Source organism: Chthoniobacterales bacterium (assembly GCA_018883245.1).
Taxonomy (GTDB): domain Bacteria; phylum Verrucomicrobiota; class Verrucomicrobiia; order Chthoniobacterales; family JACTMZ01; genus JACTMZ01.
On sequence record VEQL01000012.1, the window covers coordinates 28652 to 50004 of the forward strand.

12 protein-coding genes are annotated in these 21353 nt (G+C 63.4%); 10 read left to right on the forward strand and 2 right to left on the reverse strand.

Annotation, left to right across the window (positions count from 1 at the left end; all coding sequences use genetic code 11):
* Positions 1 to 5 precede the first annotated feature (5 nt).
* Genes efp through aroC form a run of 4 tightly spaced genes read left to right on the forward strand, consistent with a single transcriptional unit; the run spans position 6 to position 3341 of the window.
* Positions 6 to 563, forward strand: coding sequence for an elongation factor P (gene efp / locus FGM15_06095; protein ID MBU3665433.1), 558 nt, complete (start codon positions 6 to 8; stop codon positions 561 to 563).
* A gap of 14 nt (positions 564 to 577) precedes the next feature.
* On the forward strand, positions 578 to 1363 hold the full coding sequence (locus FGM15_06100) for a hypothetical protein (GenBank protein ID MBU3665434.1): 786 nt from the start codon (positions 578 to 580) through the stop codon (positions 1361 to 1363).
* A gap of 44 nt (positions 1364 to 1407) precedes the next feature.
* Positions 1408 to 2232: a 1,4-dihydroxy-2-naphthoyl-CoA synthase gene (menB, locus tag FGM15_06105; protein MBU3665435.1), complete on the forward strand. Its 825-nt coding sequence runs from the start codon at positions 1408 to 1410 to the stop codon at positions 2230 to 2232.
* A gap of 23 nt (positions 2233 to 2255) precedes the next feature.
* On the forward strand, positions 2256 to 3341 hold the full coding sequence (gene aroC, locus FGM15_06110) for a chorismate synthase (GenBank protein MBU3665436.1): 1086 nt from the start codon (positions 2256 to 2258) through the stop codon (positions 3339 to 3341).
* Positions 3342 to 3395: 54 nt separating this feature from the next.
* On the opposite strand, the gene FGM15_06115 is transcribed toward aroC, so the two are convergent.
* Together FGM15_06115 and rhaM are read right to left on the reverse strand one after the other, a co-directional pair.
* Entirely contained in the window at positions 3396 to 4403 is a 1008-nt protein-coding gene (locus FGM15_06115) for a hypothetical protein (GenBank protein ID MBU3665437.1), read from the reverse strand.
* A gap of 278 nt (positions 4404 to 4681) precedes the next feature.
* Positions 4682 to 4996, reverse strand: a complete 315-nt coding sequence (gene rhaM, locus FGM15_06120) for an L-rhamnose mutarotase (GenBank protein ID MBU3665438.1) — start codon at positions 4994 to 4996, stop codon at positions 4682 to 4684.
* A 185-nt stretch (positions 4997 to 5181) separates the two neighbouring features.
* Here rhaM and FGM15_06125 point away from each other — a divergent pair, with 185 nt between their 5' ends.
* The 6 genes from FGM15_06125 to FGM15_06150 all read left to right on the forward strand — a co-directional run bounded on the left by FGM15_06125 (position 5182) and on the right by FGM15_06150 (position 21327).
* Positions 5182 to 6363, forward strand: coding sequence for a GntR family transcriptional regulator (locus FGM15_06125; protein ID MBU3665439.1), 1182 nt, complete (start codon positions 5182 to 5184; stop codon positions 6361 to 6363).
* A 67-nt stretch (positions 6364 to 6430) separates the two neighbouring features.
* Complete coding sequence (locus FGM15_06130; GenBank protein ID MBU3665440.1) at positions 6431 to 9211, forward strand: glycoside hydrolase family 38; 2781 nt, start codon at positions 6431 to 6433, stop codon at positions 9209 to 9211.
* Between the two features lie 176 nt (positions 9212 to 9387).
* A complete protein-coding gene (locus tag FGM15_06135) occupies positions 9388 to 10119 on the forward strand; it encodes a hypothetical protein (GenBank protein MBU3665441.1) in 732 nt (243 codons plus the stop codon).
* Positions 10120 to 10131: 12 nt separating this feature from the next.
* Positions 10132 to 14262 (forward strand): hypothetical protein, encoded by a 4131-nt coding sequence (locus FGM15_06140; GenBank protein ID MBU3665442.1) that lies wholly within the window; start codon positions 10132 to 10134, stop codon positions 14260 to 14262.
* 30 nt (positions 14263 to 14292) lie between these two features.
* Positions 14293 to 17670: a hypothetical protein gene (locus FGM15_06145; protein MBU3665443.1), complete on the forward strand. Its 3378-nt coding sequence runs from the start codon at positions 14293 to 14295 to the stop codon at positions 17668 to 17670.
* Between the two features lie 192 nt (positions 17671 to 17862).
* Positions 17863 to 21327 (forward strand): hypothetical protein, encoded by a 3465-nt coding sequence (locus FGM15_06150; GenBank protein ID MBU3665444.1) that lies wholly within the window; start codon positions 17863 to 17865, stop codon positions 21325 to 21327.
* Positions 21328 to 21353 lie beyond the last annotated feature (26 nt).

The window sequence follows — 21353 nt, forward strand, 5'->3', positions numbered from 1 at the left end:
AATCTATGCCCGCCGCCAACGACCTCCGCAAAGGAATGGCCATCAAATACAACAACGACACGTATGTTGTCCTCGAGGTGCACCATCGCACTCCCGGCAACCTGCGCGCGTTCGTCCAGGCCATTATCCGCAGCATCAAAACCGGCAAGTCGAGCGATGTGCGCTTCGGCTCCACCGAGAAGGTCGAGCTGGTCGATTTGCAGCGGCGTCCGTTGGAATTCAGCTACAAGGACCATGAGGGATATCACTTCATGGATCCCGAGACCTACGAGACGCTCGAACTGGACGAAGCTCTCCTCGCCAGCGTCAAGAACTACCTCGTGGAAAACCTCAAGGTCGATGTGCTCTACGCCGAAGGCCGCGCGGTCGAAGTGGAAATCCCGGCCTCGGTCACGCTGAAGGTCATCGAGTCGCCCGAGGGTCTGCGCGGTGACACCGCCAGCAACGTGCAAAAGCCCGCCACGTTGGAGACCGGTCTTGTGATCAACGTCCCGCTCTTTATCAAGGAGGGCGAGACGGTGAAGATCGATACGCGCACCGGCGCGTATATGGGTCGCGCCTGACGCGGCTGCGAGTCATGGCCCGACGCGATCGCCGCCGAAAAGCCGCGCCGCGGGTCAGGCGCCTCAACGCTTCGTTTGCGGCTTCGCCGGATGCCTTCACGGTGCCCGTGCGCTGGGTCAAGGCGATCGTCGGTATTTTTCTCCTGCCGCCGTGCTACATCCTCACGGCCGCGTTTTTCAGCGCGCTTTTCCGCGCGGCCGATCAGGACTTCCACCGCACGGCGGAATTCCTTTTTTTCGCCGCTGGTTCCGCGATCTGGCTGTTTGTCTTTTTTGTCCTTCCGCGTCCCCTGTGGATCTACGTGTTCGGGCACGAATTGACCCACGCCTTGGCGGTGCGTCTGGCCGGCGGACAGGTGCTCGACTTCAATGTGAGCCGCGAGGGTGGACACGTGGTGACGGACAAGATCAACACGTGGATCGCGCTCGCGCCGTATTTCATCCCGATCTACAGCGTCATTGTCATCGCGCTTTACGGGTTGGGATCCGTTTTTTACGACCTCGAACCCTACCGTCCTTTGCTCTACGTGCTGCTCGGGTTCACCTGGACCTTCCATGCGACGTTCACCCTTTCCATGATCCCGAAAGGACAGACGGATCTGGCTTATGGCGGGCACTTTTTTTCGCTGCTCGTCATTTATCTGATGAACCTGCTGGTCCTGTCCTTCATGCTTCTGCTCGCGTTGCCGCAACAGGGCGGGTTCCGAAAATTCGCCCGTGATATCCTCCTCTTCAGTGCCGACTTCGCTGTCGGTGCGAAGCATGTTTTCGATCTGCTTGTCCGAGCCGCGGGTTATTGAGCCGCAAACTTTCCTCGGGGCAGGCATTCTGCTTTGCTCGCGCCATGAGCATGACCGTCTGGCACAAAATCAAGGAATACACGGATCTGAAGTTCGAGAAGACGGAGGACGGGATCGCCAGGATCACGATCAACCGTCCCGAGGTGCGCAACGCCTTTCGCCCGCAGACGGTCGGGGAAATGAAGGATGCGCTCGACCATTGCCGCGACGATGCGTCGATCGGCGTGATCATTCTCACCGGCGAGGGTGACAAGGCTTTCTGCTCGGGCGGAGACCAGAAGGTGCGGGGTGACGGCGGCTACATCGGTGCAGACGGCGTTCCGCGTCTCAACATCCTCGACGTGCAGAAACAAATCCGCAGCTTGCCCAAACCGGTGGTCGCCATGGTCGCGGGCTATGCGATCGGCGGCGGTCATGTGCTCCATGTCGTCTGCGATCTGACCGTTGCCGCCGACAACGCGCGCTTCGGCCAGACCGGTCCGCGCGTCGGTTCGTTCGATGGCGGCCTCGGCGCAAGCTACCTCGCGCGGGTGGTCGGACAGAAAAAAGCGCGGGAGATCTGGTTTCTTTGCCGTCAGTATGACGCACAGCAGGCCCTCGAGATGGGCTTGGTCAACACCGTGGTCCCGCTCGCGCGTCTCGAGGAAGAGACTCTCAAGTGGTGCCGCGAAATCCTCGAGCTTTCACCCATGGCCTTGCGTTGTCTCAAAGCCGCGCTCAACGCCGACTGCGACGGACAAATGGGTCTGCTCGATTTGGCCGGCAATGCGACGCTGCTCTATTACCTGAGCGAAGAAGCAAAAGAGGGCAAACAGGCCTTCGTGGAGAAGCGCAAACCGGACTTCTCCAAGTATCCTCGCTTCCCCTGACCGCGCGACTATAATAGCCGCCTATGTCGAGCTTCGCCGGGCAACTTTTCCGCATCGCCACCTGGGGAGAATCCCATGGGGGTGGCGTCGGTGTTGTCATTGACGGATGCCTGCCGCAGATCGAACTGAGCGAAGCGGACATCCAGAAAGAACTCGACCGCCGCCGCCCCGGGCAGAGCGACATCGTCACGCCGCGCAAAGAGGCCGACCGCTGCGAGATTTTATCCGGCGTTTTCCAAGGCAAAACCCTCGGAACGCCGATTGCCATCCTTGTGCGCAACGAGGACGCGCGTCCCGAGGCCTACAAGGAAATGGAGACGATGTTCCGCCCTTCGCACGCCGATTTCACTTATCAGGCGAAATACGGCATCCGCAATTGGCAGGGCGGGGGACGCGCCTCCGCGCGTGAAACCATCGGACGTGTCGCTGCCGGTGTCGTGGCTCGCAAGGTTCTCGACGCGCTTCATCCCGGCATGGAGGTGCTGTCATGGGTCGGCCGCGTGCACCAAATCGCATCAAGCGTCGATCCGTCGAAGGTGAAATCCGCCGATATCGAAGCGAACGCCGTCCGTTGCCCCGATGCCGCCGCGGCGGAAAAGATGATCGCACGCATCAAGCAGGCGCGTTCGGACGGCGATTCGGTCGGCGGACTCGTCGAGTGCGTTGTGCGGAATTGTCCGCCGGGCTTGGGCGAGCCGGTCTTTGACAAACTCGAAGCGGACCTGGCCAAGGCCATGCTCAGCTTGCCGGCGACGAAGGGATTTGAAATCGGATCCGGTTTCGAGGGAACCAAGCTTACTGGACGCGAACACAACGATGCTTTCGAGATGCGCGGAGGACGCACTCGCACCGTGACCAACCGCTCCGGCGGGGTGCAGGGCGGTATCAGCAATGGCGAAGACATTGTCTTCCGCGTCGCCTTCAAGCCCACCGCGACCATCGCCAGCGCCCAGCAGACCGTCACCGGCTCGGGTGAGAACGCCGAACTTGCGGCGCGCGGACGCCATGATCCGTGTGTCGTCCCGCGTGCCGTGCCGATTGTCGAAGCCATGGTCTGGCTCGTGCTGGCCGAGCATGCCCTGCGCCAACGCGCGCAAAGTGCGGCTTGAGAAAATTGCCGATTCGGCCCGGAGACGGCGGACTTGGGCTTTGCTTGCCGGCTGTCAGGGATTTGGCGGCTGGAGCGGGAGTTCGAGCCATGCCAACCCGATATCCCGTCCCATGTGGCTGATGCTGTCCGAACCGGGCGCATCGTAGAACAGCGCGAGCCGCCCTTCGATGGGCACGACGGATGGCATGCCAATGCAGGCGTGGCTCCAAGAGCAGTTCTGGCCGTCCAGAACCACCGCCTTTTGGCTGGCGTCCCAGCGGCGCGGGTCCCTGCTCCAGTAAACCCAGATCGCATCGGTGAACTCCGCGCGATGGTCTATTCCCACATGGTTGGTGAAGAGAAACCAGAAGCCATTCCGCGGCTCGAAATAGAGCGAAGAGTTTTCAATCTGCTCGGTCACGGGCAGGAGAGGTTCCGGCGAGACCGCCCAAGGGCCATCCGGATGATCAGCCTGCAAGAGGCCGAGAGTCCGATGGATATCGCAACGTCCCTCGGTCACGGTTCCGCTGGCTGCACTGAAAAATTGACAGATTTTTCCATCATGCTCGAAGACGAATCCCGGGCTGGCCGTTTCCCCGTAATACGTTCCTTCGACGGGGTGAACGATCTCGACATCATAACGCTTCGTCCAGGGACCGCTTAAATCCGCGGCCTCCGCTTTGCAGCTCAAGTAGGGGACGTGTGGGATGCAGTCCGGTGCCGGGGTGGTCTTTTGACACCCCACGTAGTAGGCGTGCCAGCGGTCGCCATGGCGGAAGAACCATGGGGAGGCCGCGGTGTGGGAGTCCGGACGGCCGGGTTCACCAAGTTCGAGAATCGGGCCGTGGCGGCGCCAGTTTTTCAAGTCCGTGGAGGTGGCCAGACAGGCCCTCCAGCCGACACCCGGCTCGGCGCCGTCATAAAAAAGATAATAGGTGCCGGAATCATGGACGACACTGGCTTCCCGTGCACCGCCCGCATCGCACCGCCCCGGGCCTTCCCCGTGACGGAAGATTCGCCCGGCGTCCGTGGCATTCATCCGCAGACGGGCGGTGGGTCGGTTGTCGATATAGGTTTTCATGGAGAAATCTTCATTGTTCAACCCTCGCCGGCTCGTGCCCCGACGATGCTGATCTCAGCAAGGCGTGCAGATACTTTCAACGAGGGAAATTTTGCGGGGCCGATGATTCGATTTTTTTCAGACGGAAAGTCCGGGCGCAATCGTTTTTCGCCTCTGCTGCCGGAGACGTGAAGAGAATTTTTATTTGCACCCGGAGCGGTTTGAATTTTGCCGCAGCCGCAGCCGCGGCGCGGTGACCGGTGCCGGGACCAACGGGTGGCGCCTTGCCACCGGAAAAATCAATCAAGGTGGAAGACTTCCCGCAGATCGCGCGACCATGGTGAGCCGTCTGCATGGTATTTCATGAGCGGCTTCATATGGTCCCACCAGCGCCGGCATACGTCGGTGGATGCGATGGAGGCCCATGCGACTTCATCCTCGATCTCGACATAGCCGAAAAGGAGATGCGTGTCCTTGTCGTGGAAGATCGAGTAATTGTGCACGCCCTTCGACGCAAAAAGGTCGGCGAGTTCCTGCCAGATCGGGCTGTGTCGCTTTTCATATTCTTCCACCTGATCGGGGAAGACCTGCATGAGGAATGCTTTGCGGATCATGATTTTGGTCAGTTTCCCGCAAAAAGTTCGCGTTGGAAATGTTCGACTAAGGTGACCACAAAAAGATTGGTCACCGGCTACTGCAGCAAAACCTGCTTGCCGCGCTCCGAGGCCGCCCCGGTCTGCGCGTGGTGCATGTTGGGCGTGGTGGCGACGGCCGCGGCGGCGATGCGCGCTGATACGGTATGGTCGATGGTCGACAGGGCAAAAAGATAGCGGACGGGGTTCCGGCACGGCATCGGCAATTTTTCGCGGCTTCCTTGTCTCCCGGGAATTTTTTAGAACGGGTCCCGCCGATGAAAAAACACGAAAAAATCGCGGCGATGCTCCAGGAGAGAATTGTCCTGGGCGACTACACGCTGATCGGCGTTCCCGGGGTGCGGCAGTTGGCGGCGGAGTGCGGGGTCGCGGTGATGACCGCGCACCGCGCGGTGCAGTTGCTCAAGCAGCGTGGTCTGCTGGAAAAGCGCGGCCCGGGCCGGCGCAAAAGTTCCGTTCGCCGGGTGTCCAAGCAGCCTTTCACCGTGGGATTGCTCATGCCGGTCAGCACCACAGCTTACGCATGGACATGGCAGAGTGCGGTTCTGGCGTCAGCTTCGCGGCGGGGGATCGTGGTGCGCGAGGTTGTCTGCCGGCATTGGACAGACACGATGGTCTCCGAATCGCTCAAGGGATTCGACGGCGTGTTCGCCTTGCAATTTCCGCCCGAACTGCCCGGCCATACGCGGCAAATTCTGACGGCGAGCGGCACTCCGATGATCTCGCTGGACCAGGATTTGACCGGGTGCGGCATTCCTTCGCTCCTTGCCTTTCCTCCCGCCTGTTCAACCGTCCTGCTCGACCACTTTTACCGTCTCGGCCACCGGCGCATCAGTTGCCTGAACACCTTTCCCCTCGTGGCCGACATTCCCCAGCGCATCGCGCAGTGGAGTGACTGGATGGGCGAAAAAGGGCTCGAGGCGCACATCATCGGCCGTCCGCCACCGTCCTTCTTGGGAACGGAGGTTTATTTCCGCCGCGCGCACAAGCTGGTTTACGAAATGGCGAGGAAGAAGAAGCTGCCGGCCACGGCGTTTTTCTGCCCGACGGTCTGGTCGGCCTTGGGTGCGATGCGCGCGCTGCAGGAGGCGGGGCTTCGTGTCGGAAGGGATGTCTCGGTGGGGGCCGTCAATGACGAGGGCATGGCGGAACTTGTCTATCCCGCGCTCACGTCGGTCCGCATGCCGGATCTCGGCCCCCAACTCGGCAGGTGCCTGGATTGGATGCTCGCCGGAGGAAAGCGCCAAGGCGATCTGCGCCTGCGGCCGCCCCGGACCTGCTTTTTCGAGGGCGGTTCCAGCGGACGGGTCGTGCGGTCCGGCCGCTGACGGACCGCGGCGGCATTTTGCCGTTGACGCCGCCTCCAAAAGTAGAACAAAAACGTCTAATTTCTTTATGAGCAAAACCTCCCGTTCGTCAAAGCCGCGCGCTTCCGCCCCCCGCAAAGTCCATTATGTCCTCAGCACGCACTGGGACCGCGAGTGGTATCAGACTTTCCAGGACTACCGCCACCGCCTGGTGAAATTGATGGACCGCACCTTGGATGACATTGCCTCGGGCGCGCTCCGGGGGTCCTTCACCACCGACGGCCAGGCGATTATTTTGGACGACTATCTGGAGGTTCGTCCGGAGCGCAGGGAGCAGGTTTTGCAATACGCGCGGAACGGAAAGCTCAAGATCGGTCCCTGGTTCGTGCTGCCCGACGAGTGGCTGGTTTCCGGCGAGTCGATGGTTCGCAACCTGCGGCTAGGACGCGATATCGCGCGGCAGTTCGGCGCAGTGCCGTCGGACGCGGGATTTGTCTGCGACTTGTTCGGTCATGTCGGCCAGCTGCCCCAGATTCTCGCCGGGTTCGGCATCAAAGGGGCTTTTCTCTGGCGGGGTCTGGAACCGCAGAAGGAGGCGAATTTTTTCTGGGAGGGAAGCGACGGCACCCGCATGCCCTGCTACCAGTTCGGGCGGGCGGGCTACTGCGATTACACCTATGACGTGAGGCGCAGCACGCAGCCGGACGTTGTGTTCGATGCGGAGCGGGCGTTGAAGGACCTGAAGGGGTTCCTGGCCAAGGAGTCCGCCCGGACTAACCTCCCGCCGATGATCGTTTTCGACGGCGGCGATCACCTGGAATATGACGCCGAGCATTACGGGGTCCTGTTCGGGCGGAAGACCGGGGCGGATTTTCCCTACGAGATCGTTCACAGCACACTCGACGAGTATCTCGACGACATGATCGCGCACGCCGGGAAGATCACCCGCGTCGTGCGGGGCGAACTCCGCGATCCGGGCCGGCGCCCGCACGTCGAGGACTTCGGTTATCTTATTCCCAGCGTTCTTTCCAGCCGGGTCTGGATCAAACAGGCGAACGCGGACTGCCAGGCGCTGCTGTGCCACTGGGCCGAGCCGTTCGGGGCGATGGCCGACGCTTTGGCCGGACTTCCGTATCCGCAGGCGTTTCTCGACACCGCGTGGCGCTGGCTTTTGATGAACCACCCTCACGATTCCATCTGCGGGTGCAGCATTGACGCTGTCCACGAGGACATGAAATACCGCTTCGCGCAGAGCCGCCAGATTGCCGACCGGCAAACCGCGGAGTCGCTCAGAACCCTGGCCGCCGCGGTGGAAGGAGAGATCGGACCGAAGGAGTTCCGCGTGCTCGTGGCCAATCCGCTGGCCACCGTTCTGGACGAACCGGTCGAACTGACATTGAAGATCCCCGCCGAGTGGCTGAGTTTCCAGGAGGGCTTCGGCTTCGAGCCCAAACCGGGGTTCCGGATTTTCGACGCCGCGGGCAAGGAGGTTCCCTACCAGCGTGTCGCCCAAGCCCTCAATCGCACCAAGGTCCGCATCCGCCGGACCAAATACCCGCAGGCCTACAAAACGAACGACGTCACGGTTTGTCTCCCGATGCAATTGCCTGCGCTCGGTTACACGACGCTCACCGTGCGCGAGGGCGAGCTTTCCCCGAAGGACGAGATTGTGCCCGAGGCCATGCTGCCGACCCGGTATCCGGAGTGGCCCGGCTTGGCCACCAGCGCCCAGTCGATGGAGAACGAATTTCTCGCCGTGATGGTGGAAAGCAACGGAACGCTGACCTTGACCGACAAGCGCACGGGCCAAATTTATCCCGGCTTGCTGGCCTTCGAGGATATCGCGGACATCGGCGACGGTTGGTATCACGGGCAGGCGTTGAACGATCAGGCATTCGTCTCGACCGGGGCCGCCGCCGACATCGCGCTCGAGCACAACGGGCCGCTGCTCTCGCGCTTCCGTGTGCGCACCGTTCTGCGCGTGCCGGCGGAATTCCGCTTCGACCGCATGGTGCGGGCGGCGGAATTTGCCGAACTTGTGATCGACAGCCGGATCACCCTGAAAAAAGGGTCCGATCGCCTTGAAATCGAGACCACTGTCGGAAATGCGGCGAAGGACCACCGGGTCCGTGTGCTGTTTCCCTCGGGAGTCAAGGCCGCGACCTATCTGGCCGATGGCGCGTTTGATGTCGTCGAACGCGACATCGCCCTGCCCGGGGACAATCACCTCGGGCGCGAAACCGCCGTCGAGCCCCGTCCGCAGCAAACGTGGACGGCCGTGTCCGATGCGCGGCGCGGCCTCGCGGTCGTGTCCAGCGGCCTGCTCGAAACCTGCGTGCGCGATTTGCCGGGGCGTCCGCTCGCCCTCACGCTTTTCCGCTCCACGCGCCGCACGGTCATGACTGATGGCGAGCCGGAAGGGCAGTTGCTGGGTGATCTCCGCTTCCGCTACTGGGTGGTGCCGTTCCGCGGCGCGGCCAACCGCGCGCGGCTTTCCAATCTCGGAGTTCTCCTCGGTGCGGGGCTGCGCGACGAGCAGATGACCGCGGTCGATATTTCCCTCCACAAAGAGCAGGGCCGACCCGAACTGCCGCCCTCCGCCTCCTTCCTCAAGGTTGGCGGGGATGTCGTGGTCACCAGCGTGCGCGAGGTGGATGGAGCCCTCGAAGTCCGGCTGTTCAACCCGAACGTGAAAACCGCTGCGGCGACCCTCGATTTCCGTGGCCGTCCCAAAGGTGCCCCGACGCCGCGCCGTGCGCAGGCTGTGAATTTCGAAAGCCGGCCGGCGGGCAAGTCCTCTGCCTTCACCGGTATTTTCAAGACATCGCTCAAGCCGAAACAAATCCTCACCGTGAGTTTTTCCCCATGAACGCGTGACGAACGCGGCGGCAGCCCGCCCGCTCCGGCCCGGAGCATCCTTGTCATGAACCCATTTCCCCATTCCAGAACCGCCCCCATGAACTCTCCCTTCCATCGATTGTGTCCCGATCACCGGGACCAAGCGGCTGTCACGGACTCGATCACCGAACCAAAACCAGATCCACAATGAAAAACCCAACACTCCGATTCACCGTTCGCGGCATCGTCGCGGTCTTCTTCCTCACCACTTTCGCGCCTGCTCAAGATCAGGCCAATGCCCCCGCTTCCCGTGACGACCTATTCGTGGAATACCTTTTCGAGGGCAATGCCAACGACACGTCGGGCAATGGCAACGATGGGGAAATGCAGGGGCAACCCGGCTTCGTCGGGGGCCGGCAAGGGGAGTGTCTATCGTTGAAAGGAGCGGGCGATTACATCGACACCCTTATCCCATCGGCCGCTCTGGGCGACACGTTCACCGTCGAATGCTGGGTGAAGCCGGACGCGCAGCAGAACCCCTACGCCAACATTTTCGGCAACCATGCGGATCAGGGGTATGGATTCGTGATGCAGCAGGACGGCGCAACCCTCAACCGCTACAGCGTCTCGTATGGGGCGCAAACAGAAACTGTCAGTTGGGTCACGACGCCTCCGGTGCAGTTGGCCGCGAACAAGTGGCAGCACGTGGCGCTGGTCAAGACGCCGGAAACCCTCTCGTTCTACCTCGACGGCAAGGAGGTTGCCTCGGTTCCCGCCACGCCGCCGGCCGCCCCTGCACCGACAACGATCCGTATCGGACTCGGATACACGGATCCACAGCGTTGTTTCCGCGGCTTGATCGACGAATTCCGCATCTGGAACAAGGCGGTCACCGATTTCACCGAGAGTCTTTCGCCGGAAAAGCCGGCGAAGCCATAAACAAGTTCCACCATGAAAAACCAAACACTCCGATTCATCGGCTACGGCATCGCCGCAGTTTTGCTCCTCGCCACCGTTGCGCCAGCGGAAGATCAGCCCAACGCCTCCGCCCCGCGCGACGGCCTTCTTTTGGAATACCTTTTCGAGGGTGATGCCGGCGACACGTCGGGCAACAACCGTCAGGGGGAACTGCGAGGGCAGCCCAAGTTTGCCGGGGGCAGACACGGGAAGTGCCTGAACCTTGATGGCCGCGCCGATTATGCCGACAGCAAACTCCCATCAACAGACTTGGGCGACACGTTCACCGTCGAATGCTGGGTGAAGCCGGATGCGCAGCAGAACCCCCACGCCAACATTTTCGGCAACCATGCGCACGGCGGGCTGGGCTTCGTGCTGCAGCAGGACGGGGCGAATTCAAATCGCTTCATTGCCTCGTATGGGGCTGGAGCAGACAGGTGGATTGCGACGCCTCCGGTTCAGTTGGCCGCTGGCAAGTGGCAGCATGTGGCGCTGGTCAAGACGCCGGAAAGTCTCTCGTTTTTTCACAACGGGGTGGAGGTCGCGTCGGTTCCCGCGTCGGCCCCGATGGCAGCTTCGCCGACGACGTTGCGCGTGGGCCTGGGCTTTGATCGCCCGAACGATGGAGCCTATGTGCGCTGCTTCCGCGGGAGCATCGACGAGTTCCGTGTGTGGAACAAGGCGGTCACCGATTTCAACCTGACTCTTTCGCCGGAGGAAAGGGTGATGCCTTTGGTCGCACGGCTGGACTTGAAATGGCAGCGCGTGGCCGGAGCAGACGGGCGTTCCCGCTGGGAGTTCGCGTTGCCGTCGCTGGTCGCCGGGAAACTTCCTCAGGGCGTGTCGGGGGTGGAGGTTGCCATCGCGGCCACACCGTGGGATGGCGGGCTGCCCATCGAGATGCCCGCTGTCGCGATCGCTGAATCCGCCGGATTCAAAGCGGTTGTCGATCCCGGGTTGCCGCCGGGCGCCTACACGGTTTCGGCCCGCTCGCGGTTTGTCACCGATGCGGGGCGGGTTCCCGGCGAGGCGCGCGTATTCAATTGGATTTCCAGCCCGCCGCCGGCGGTGTTGAAGGAAGGGAATCCGGAGATGAAGGGACGGGAATCCCTCGCGTTGACGCTCTCGCAAACGCTCTCCCTCGACGGACCGGACTGGAAAATCGCGGTGGATCCGAAAAACGAAGGCCGCGAGAAGAAGTGGTTCGATGCTCCGCCCGCCGACACGCGGCCGACGAAGGTGCCTTGGGTGATCCAGGATATTTTTCCGGGCTACCACGGCGTGGCCTGGTATTGGCGGGAGTTCGACGCCCCGGCCAACCCGCACCGCGGCGGCCGCAGCCTGATCCGGTTCGAGGCGGTGGATTACCTGGCGGAGGTTTGGGTCAACGGCCGGAAGGTCGGCAGCCATGAAGGCGGGGAAACGCCGTTCCAGCTCGATGTGACCGACGCCCTGCGGCCGGGCGCGAAAAACCTGCTGGCGGTCCGCGTCCTCAACCCCACTCACGATCCGATTGACGGCATCCGGCTCAAGCAGACGCCATCGGGGGTCAAGAACACGCCTATCACCGGCAACATGTCCTTCAATTCCGGCGGCATCGTCGATTCGGTATCGCTGGTCCTCAATCCCGCGGCCTCCATCAAAGACGTGTTCGTATTGCCGGACTGGAAAACCGGACGCGTCCAGCTCCGCTTGGATATCAACAACACGCAGCCAGCCGCGGCGGAGTCGGTGGCGCGGATCACCATCACCGATGCGCGTTCCGGCGCGGTGGTGTCACAAGGCGCCTATCCTTTGGCACCCGCTCCGGGTATCAGCCGTCATGAGGCCGCGCTCGAGGTGCCAAACCACCGGCTCTGGGAACTTGCCGACCCGGCGCTCTATCGCGCGACCGTCGACCTGGCCGATGCCAAGGGGCTGTCGGGCGACCAGCATTCGGTCCGCTTCGGGTTCCGGGATTTCCGCTTCGAGAACGGGTATTTCCGGCTGAACGGCAAAAGAATCCTGCTCAAGGGACCCGGTTACCTCGCTCATTTTCCGGCCGGCTACACCGTTCCGCTGGATGAGGACATGCTCCGCCGTGATGTGGTCAACATGAAGGCCCTGGGGTGCAACTTCGTCCGCCTGGCCTTCGGCGGCGTGCCCGCCCGGATGCTGGACATCTTCGATGAAATCGGGCTTCTGGTTCATCAAGAGCACTTTGGCAGCTGGCAGCTGGAGCCCTCGCCGTTGATGCTCTCCCATTGGGAACGCTCGCTCGGGCAGGTCGTGCTGCGGGACCGCAACCACCCCAGCGTCGTTGAATGGGGGCTTCTCAACGAAACGATGGGCGGACCCCTGCACGATCATGCGGCGGAATCGATCCCGTTTCTCCACGAACTGGATTCCACCCGGGTCCTCTCCATCAACAGCGGGGGGTCGGTCCGCGGGGTGACGCTCAGCAATCCGGGCAGCGAGACATGGGATGTGGGCGTCCGCGACCTGCTGAGCCTTCACCTGTATGTGCGGGTGCCCTTCCCGCGTGAGCAACTGGACGTGCTGCGCACGGGCAACCATCCCGAAAGGGTCTGGGGTATTTATTCGGAACTGATCAAGGAGCCGACCCCGAACGCCGGGATCTACATCGGGGAATACGGGCAGTCCGGCTCGCTGAACCTTCCGGACATTGTCGCGCGATACGAACGGGCCGGTCACTCCACCTCCGATGAGGCCCGCTACTTTCAGAAGCAACTCGCGCTCTTTCTGGCGGATTGGAAGGGGTGGAATCTGAGCGATACCTGGCCGCGCACGGAGGATTTCTTCGACGACGCCAACCGCGAGTTCGCTGAAATCCGCAAGACCGGCGAGACGGCCGTCCGCTCGAACCCGCGCGTCGTCGCCTACACTCCCTCGCACCTGGTGGCTGACTCAACTTATAACGCTTCGGGCGCGACGGACCTCTTCCGGGAGATGAAGCCGTATGTGCCCGATACCTACCTTCTGGCCAATGCGCCGCTGCGCTGGTGCCTCTTTGCCGATCCGGTGAGCATCTACCGGGGCGGTCGCGTCCGATTGGACGCCTCGATTGCCAATGAGGACCGGCTCCCGCCCGGCAAATATCCGGCGCGACTGCAGGTCATCGGGCCGGATGGGAAAGCCGTGTTCGACAAAACGGTGGAGGTCCGCATCCCGCCCGCCACCGGTGGCAAGGAGCCGCCGTTTGCCCAAGCGGTGCTGTCGGAGGAAATCGTCATCGATGGTCCTCCGGGCGAATACCGGTTTGTCGCCTCGCTGGCGCAGGGCGGGATGGGCAGGGGGGGAAACATCGGCTTCCATGTCACTGATCCGGCCGCCATGCCTGGCCTGCCCTCCTCGGTGGTGCTGTGGGGCGAGGATCCGGCAGTCGCGAAATGGTTGACCGATCACGGAGTGAAAGTGCTTCCGTTCGATCCCGCCAATCAGACGAAGCGACACGTGATCGTGGCTGCAGGCAAGCCCCCGGCACCGGGCGGCGCGGCGGCATTCCGCGACCTTGCCGCCCAGATGGCCCGCGGCAGTTCCGTCGTGTTTCTCGACCCGGCGGTCTTTGCCAACACAGCCGGCGCGGATACCGCCACCCTTGCCGAACAATACAAAGTCACCCAGGTTGTCGGCACCCGCTGGTTGCCCCTTGCTCGCAAAGGCACGGTGACCGAGGCCGACTGGGTGGGTGGATATTATCGCGGCGCTCGCTGGGCCAAGCGGCACCCGATCTTCGACGGCCTGCCCGGCGGAGGCATGATGGATGCACGGTTCTACGCCAATATCATTTCACCGCTGATCCTCGCGCAGGACTACACGGTGTATGGCGGGGGCGTGCTGATGAATCCCGCCACGGCGCCGCTTGACCGCCCGGCTGAGGCGGTCTGCGGTTCGATCCGCACCAACTCCGAGTATGTCTCCGGCCTCCACGTCGGCGTTTGGAACTTCGGAGCGGGCCGGTTCATCGTGAACACCCTGCGCATCCGCGAGAACCTCGGCCCCGACCCCGCCGCCGAACGCCTGCTGCGCAACATGCTCACCTACGCCGCGCGCGGCACCGACCAGCCGGCCGCCGAGCTGCCCGCCGATTTCCAGCAACAGCTCAAGGCGATCGGATACGAGTAAGAGATGAAACACCTGAAACAACCAACCACGATGAAACAACCTCCACGCGAAGTCTGCTCAACGCTGGTTGCTTCCTTCATCCTGTTGTCCGGCGTCGCCACGCTTGTGGCTCAACCGCCATCCGACGGCACCATCGTTGAAGGGAATTTCGGGCGCGTCGAAATCGACGTCAACAAACCCGCCATCACGTCGCTGACCTTGCGCCGTGCGGACGGGTCGCTCGAGCCGCATTCGCTGCTTTCTCCTGCGGGAACGCCATGGATGCGCTCGATGCCGGCTTGGGCGACCCAGGCGCTCACGTTTGCGGTGGATGAAACCGGCCGCCGCTTCGAAAGCCGCCACCGCGCCCCTGCATCCGTGGAGAAAACCGCAAACGGCGTCACCCTGCGAGGGGTGGTCCTGTGTGACAGCGAAGGCGGCGAACCGGTGGCGCGGGAGGATTGGACCTTGGAAACCTCGGGCGACGAACTTGTCTGGACGGTTGATCGCACGTGGCTGCGCGGGCTCACGACCACCAGCACGGGGATACCGGCGATGTTTTTCAGCATTCGCCCGATCAACAACAACCCCTCCACAGTCCTGCCCAACGCGGTCGCCACGACGTTCTGGATCGCACCGGACAAACTCGAAGGTTGGTTCAATCCGTTCTACCGCCCGGGCTACGACGGCAATGATTTTTCGAAAGGCCTGCCGCTGGCAAAAAAAATGGCGTTGCAAAACAACGTCGTCGTCACCGAACCCGGCGGTTGGGCAGTGCTGAAAATCTTCGCGACATGGCCGCACGAAACCGAGCCGCGCCTGGCCGCCGAGGGCGGGCACCTCTACCGCCGGGGCCAGTTCGGCTGGCTGAGCGAAGCGGGGATCGTGTCGCATCCGCAAGCCATGCGGGCCTATACAGCGGGGGAAAAGGAAAAAGCCAGCCTTCGTCTCTCTGCCGTGCCCGCCACGGCGAGCGGACACCAACTCGCCGTGCAGGCGGAAGATCCCAGTGGCACCATCGCCGCCTTGCGCAACTGGTATGGGGCGCTCTTCAACGGCGGCTGCATCAACGACCAGTTGCACTACGCCTTCGGCAACGAGCCGGACGGCTGGTATTACGGCGGTGCCTCGTGGATGAAGGGCCTGCCGATGCTCGCGGGTTCCCCCGCACCGGATGCACCGGCGCATCATCCCATCGGGATGCCGCGCGCCTTTCGCGACAACTTGCAGATGATCATCGGCACGGAATTCGAGCCGGGACTCACCCGCTACGGCTACAACACGTCGGGCGCGTTCACTGACGACAACATCATCCAGGTCATCGGCGGACGCGCCTACCATCTCTACTCCGGCGACCGCGCATTCGTGCGACAGCACCTGCCCTTCTATCGGCGGGCCGTGGCATGGTATCTGGATCGCCGAAATGCCGACGGGCTCGTCTCCCTCAATCCCGCGCATTGGTATTACGACGCGATGGGCGCCCGCGGCGTGACCACCTATCACAACGCGTTCCTCTACCGCGCGCTCGTCGATCTCGCCGGGATGGAGCGGGCGGCGGGCAACGCCGCGGAAGCCGGCCAGCACGAGGCCGCGGCCGCGGCGCTCAAGGACGCCATCAACCGCGTGCTGTGGTGGGAGGATGCCCCGGGCGGTCCGCGCTATGTGGATTGGATTGAACCCGATGGCACAAAGATCGCCTATGCGGCCGACCTCTGCCAGTTCCCGCCGGTGGCCTTCGGGATCGCCTCCCCCGAACAGGGCAAAAAGCTGATCGCCACGATCGACAACCGCATCGCGGAACTCGAGCGCGACAACGGCTATGCAGGCTACGCCTCGCTCTCCGCCTACTGGCCGGTGCCGGCCAGCGTGAACACTCACCCGGTCAACCAAGGTTTCGGAAGTTACATGAATGGCGGCTCGTTCCTCTGCATGACCTATTGGGAAATCATGGCCCGCGCGGCAGTCGGCGACGCCGAGGGTGCATGGAACCGCCTGCAAAAGTTCGCCGAGGGCACGCGGCTGACCGGCGAGAAAGGCTACATCGGGAACAACTGGGTGATGAACGACGGACGCATCGGCTTCGGCGCAAGCGACGAGCCGTATCTCTCGGATGCGATCGCCGTGCCGGGCGCCCTTGTGCAGGGCATCCTCGGCATCCGTCACACCAACGACCAACTGGAGGTGAAGCCAGTCCTGCCCGCCGCCCTGCGGAAAGTCACCGCCGAGGTCGTGCACCTGGGCGTGCGCAAGAGGGTGACCATCGATGGCAAAGACGTAAAGATCGAGGAACTCGGCCGCGCCTTCACCCCACCGCACGAGCTGACGTGGCACGTCAACGCCGGCAGCCCGCCAGAAGCGCGGTTGTATATCGACCGCACCTTCGAAGCGGGCCGAGGCTGGACCGCCACTCCCGAAATCACCATCCGCAGCGGCCAAGGCCTCGGCCTGCAACGCGCGCCGACTTCCACGCTGACCGGCCTCTGGAAATTGGACGACGAGCCGGGTGGCACGGTCGCCTCCAGCAGTGAATACGACGTTCCCGGCACCTGCCTGGGGAGCGTCATGCAGCGGTCGCGCGACCGTCACGGCAAGCCGGCCGCCGCGCGGGTCGAAGGCGGAGCACAGATTGTCGTTGCCAACATCGAGCCCTTTGCCTTCAAGGCCGATCAGAGCTTCACCATGCAAGCGTGGTTCCAGACCTCCTCCCGGGACAATCAAGTCATCGCCGCAAGACCCGGCGCCTTTTCGTTGGGCGTGAAGGGTGGGAAACTCTCCGCGTGGATCATGCAGGACGGTGGCGGGTTCGTCGAAGCCACCGGCACGACGGATGCCGCCGACGGGAAGTGGCATCACGCGGTCGCGGTGTATGACCGGAACGCGCAGACTCTGACAGTCCATCTCGACGGAAAGCCGGATGGCGAACCGAAAAGCATCGCCGGGATCGGCGGTTCAACCAGCGACGCCCCACTGACCCTCGGAGCGTTGGGCAACGGGTTTCCCTTTTCCGGTTCGCTCGATGAGATCGCGATCCACCGAGAAGCCCTGGCGCCGGGCGACTTTGCCTTCCGCGCTGATTATCCCGCCCTCCCTGCGGCCGGATTGGGCGCCCAGACCGGCCGCTACACCACCGCGATCTGCGACTGGGGCCAGCCGGTGCGCATGGCGAAACTGCAGACCACCGCCGCCCTCCACGACGGCACGATCAGCGTGCTCGTGGAAACTTCCCACGATGGGTTCAAGACCGTCGCCGAGACGCGCGGAATCCAAATACAATCCGGTGATCAATCCACCGCGATCGACGGTCTGCGCCCTGCGACCCACGCCCGCCTGACCTTCACCCTTGCCGCGCCCGAATCGGCCCTGCGCGGCCCACTGCTTTCCTCCGCCGGGCTGGCCGGAGACAGCAAAACAAATGGTTCGAACCACTGAAAAAACGCACCCATGAAAAGCGCACATCTTCCCATCGCAGCCCGCCCGCTCCGGCCCGGAACATCCTTGTCATGAACCCATTTCCCCATTCCAGAACCGCCCCATGAACTCTCTCTTCCATCGATTGTGTCCCGATCACCGGGACCAAGCAGCTGTCACGGACTCGAGCACCGAACCAAATCCAGATCCACGATGAAAAACCAAACACTCCGATTCACCGGCTGCAGCTTCGCCGCGGTTCTCTGCCTCGCCACAATGGCGCAGGCGGAGCGGGTGGAGTTTTCCCGTGAGTTCGCGCCGGTTCCGGGTTGGGTTGCCGGCATGGAAAAACCGTTTCGCGATGAGCTGTGTCTCAACGGGCGCTGGCAGTTCCAGCCGGTGCCTACTCCCGCCGGTTGGACGGCGGGCAAGGACGCGCCGCCCGCGCTGACGGAGCCTGCGGCGGACGGTTGGGACGCCGTGCCGATCAAGATCCCCTCGCCGTGGAACATGAACGCGCTCGATTCGTTTCAGGCGGCGGATGGTGCCGACTACCGGAGTTTTCCGAGCTACCCGGCGGCGTGGGAAAACGTGGACATGGCCTGGCTGCGGCGCACGTTCGAGGTGCCGGCGGGTTGGGAAGGGTGCCGGCTGGTCCTGCGGTTCGAGGCGGTGGCCGGCGATTGCGAAGTGCGGTTGAACGGGAAAGTCGTGGGCCGCAACTTCGACAAATTCCTGCCCTTCGAGGTGGATGTGACCGATGCGGTGCGGCGCGACGGTCCGAACGAACTTCTCGTCGGGGTCCGCTCGGTGCGCTTCTTCAATCAGCCGGGACGTTTCGGTAGCTTCACGTATCCGAGCGGCGCCTGGTGGACGGGGCAGGGAAACGCGGCGATCGACGGGATTCGCGGCATCTGGCAGGACGTCTTCCTCGTGGGGCTGCCGCCCGCGAGGGCGCAGGATGTGTTCGTGCAGCCCTTGGTGGCGGACGACCTGCTCCGCGCGGATGTCGAGCTGCGCAACGATGCGCTCGAGGCCCGCGAGCTGACGGTGGAGGCGAAAGTGGTGCCGTGGATTCCCGCTGCGGAGGCCGACCTCCTGGCCGCGCCCGAGCGGCGCGGGAAGTTCGGCGACAACGTGGTCGTCGCGTTCGCGCATCCGGCTTCCGCCCGCGTCGAACCGGGTGCCACGGCCACCGTGCAGCTCGAGCAGAAGATCGGCGACAAGCTCGCCCTCTGGAGTCCGGATTCGCCGAACCTCTACGGCCTCGTCGTCGAGGTGAAGTCCGGCGGCAAGGTCGTGGACCGGCGCGTGACGCGATTCGGCTGGCGGCAGTTCGGATTCGACAAGGACCAGCGGTTCACGCTCAACGGCCGGCCGATGCGGCTGAACATCGAACTCTGCCACTTCTTCGGCGTGGCGCACCTGAGCCCGCGGCACGCGCTCGCCTGGTATCGCATGCTCAAGGACTGCAACATCAACGCCGTCCGCCTGCACGCCCTGCCGTATCCGCGGTTCTACCTCGATCTCGCGGACGAGCGAGGGATCCTCGTGCACGACGAGACCGCCATCTACGGCAGCCATGCCAATTTCAACCTGGACGTGCCTGTCACTTGGGAGCGGTTCGCCGACCATCTGCAACGACTGGTGCGGCGTGACCGCAACCACGCATCGGTGTTCGGCTGGAGCGTGGAGAACGAGACCTACAATGCCTTGAAAATCCGCACGATGGACAAGAAGGAGCACGACGCCGTGCGCGACCGCTTCGTGCCCATGATCGAAAGCGTAAAGCGGCTCGATCCCACCCGGCCATGGATTTCCTCGGATGGAGGGTATGAGTGGGCCAATATTTATCCGGTGGTGCTCGCGCACTACGGCCCGGGTGCCGGTTACTACCGCAACTACGAGCGGACCGGGAAACCGTGGGGAGTGACCGAGGCCACCTACCTCTGGGGCCGGATGCCTTCCGAGGTCAGCCGTTACAATGGCGAGCGTGCTTACGAGAGCTGGCGCGGGCGGCTCGAGGGCATGGCGTTCGAGGTCTGGGACGAACTGGTCGAGAGGCAGATCAAGCCCTTTCCCAACATCAGCGTCGTCTCGGTTTATGACGTGACCTACTACGGCCTCTGGCCGCAGCCCTTGGGCCTGGCGGACCTCGCAAAGCCGCCGACGCTCGACGACGGCGTCCACTTCACCGCGCCCTATGTGGAAGGCAAGCCGGGCATCCAGCCGGAACGGCTGGGCCCCTATGCCACGATGTTCAACCCGGGCTACGATCCGCGGCTGCCGGTGTATCAGCCGACGCCGGTCTTCGATGCGGCCCGTGCCGCTTACGCGCCGGATCGCCCGCAGGATTTCCCGCGCCGGCTGTTCGAAAAGCCTGATGAACCGATCCGGCCCGGGCCGCCGCCTCCGCTGGTGAATGACGGCAAGATCACGCGCGTGGTTTTTCTTGGCGATCCTTCCGGCGTGCTATGCCAATCCCTCGTGAAAGCGGGCGTGCCGTTGGCCCCGGACACGGAGGCCAACGCTCCCGTGCTGGTGGTGGACGCCGGCAGCCTCAAGCAGCCGGCCGCGGAAGTGCGGGCAACCATCGACAAGACGCTCTCTGCCGGCGGGACAGTGCTCGTCTGGGGTCTGAGCCCGGAAACGCTCGATGCGGCCAACGCGCTTTTGCCCGCGGCGGTCAGCCTCGCTCCGCGCTCCGCGAGTTCGCTCCTGCCGGAAGGCAACGGACCCCTGGCCGCCGCGCTGCCTCCCAGCCGGTGCTATTTCAGCGAAGCTCCCGAGGGATCGATCGTGATGAAGCATGCGCTCGGAGGGCCGCTGATCGAGCAAGGCCGCACGGTGCTGCGGGCTGCCGACATCAACTGGCAACTCTGGCGCGACCGACAGGAGCCGGTGAAAGTCGCAGCCGCCGTCCGCTCGGAACGCGAGGCCAAGCCGCCGTCCGCAGCGCTGGTCGAGGTTCCCATCGGCTCGGGCCGCCTCATCGTCGGCAGCTTGGAATCCGCTGCACCCACGCCGGCCCATGTGATGTTCTTCCGGGCGCTGTTCGTCGGGCTCGGCGTGCAGGTGCAGGAACCCAAGGCGGTGGCCGGCGGAATTCTGGACTCCAAGGGCTTCGTCTCGCGGGCGCTGGTGGCCGGCCCGTTTGTGGCCTCGAGCTACGAGGAGGCGCTCGACGGGGACTTCGTCGTCGCCCAAGCGCTTGCCAATCCGCAGCCCGGCGCTGCCGCAGGCGACAGCGCGTGGCGGGAAATGCAGGCCTCCTCCACCGGGGTCTTCGAGTTCAACTCCCTGAAAAACGACGCCGAAGCGCGCAACCAAGCCGTTTACCTCAGCTTCTGGCTCTTCAGCCCGCGCTCCGACAATCTGCTCGAGGGCGGCGTCCTTCTCGATCATTCGCAGGGCGCGAAAGTGGACTTCCTCGCCGGCAGCGACGACGGCGCGAAGATCTGGCTCAACGGCAAGCTCATCCTGGAAAATCGCGGCAAGAATCCGCTCCAGGCGGACCATTACAAGCTCACGGGGCTGTCCTTGAACAAGGGCTGGAACCACTTCCTGGTCCGCGTGGCAAATGACCGTGGAGACTGGAAGTTCCAAGGGCGCATCGAGTGCCGCTATCCGACACTGGCCCCGCTCCTGCGGACGGACGTGGCCCGCCCTGAGTCATAGACGCCCACACCGGCACCCGAACCCAT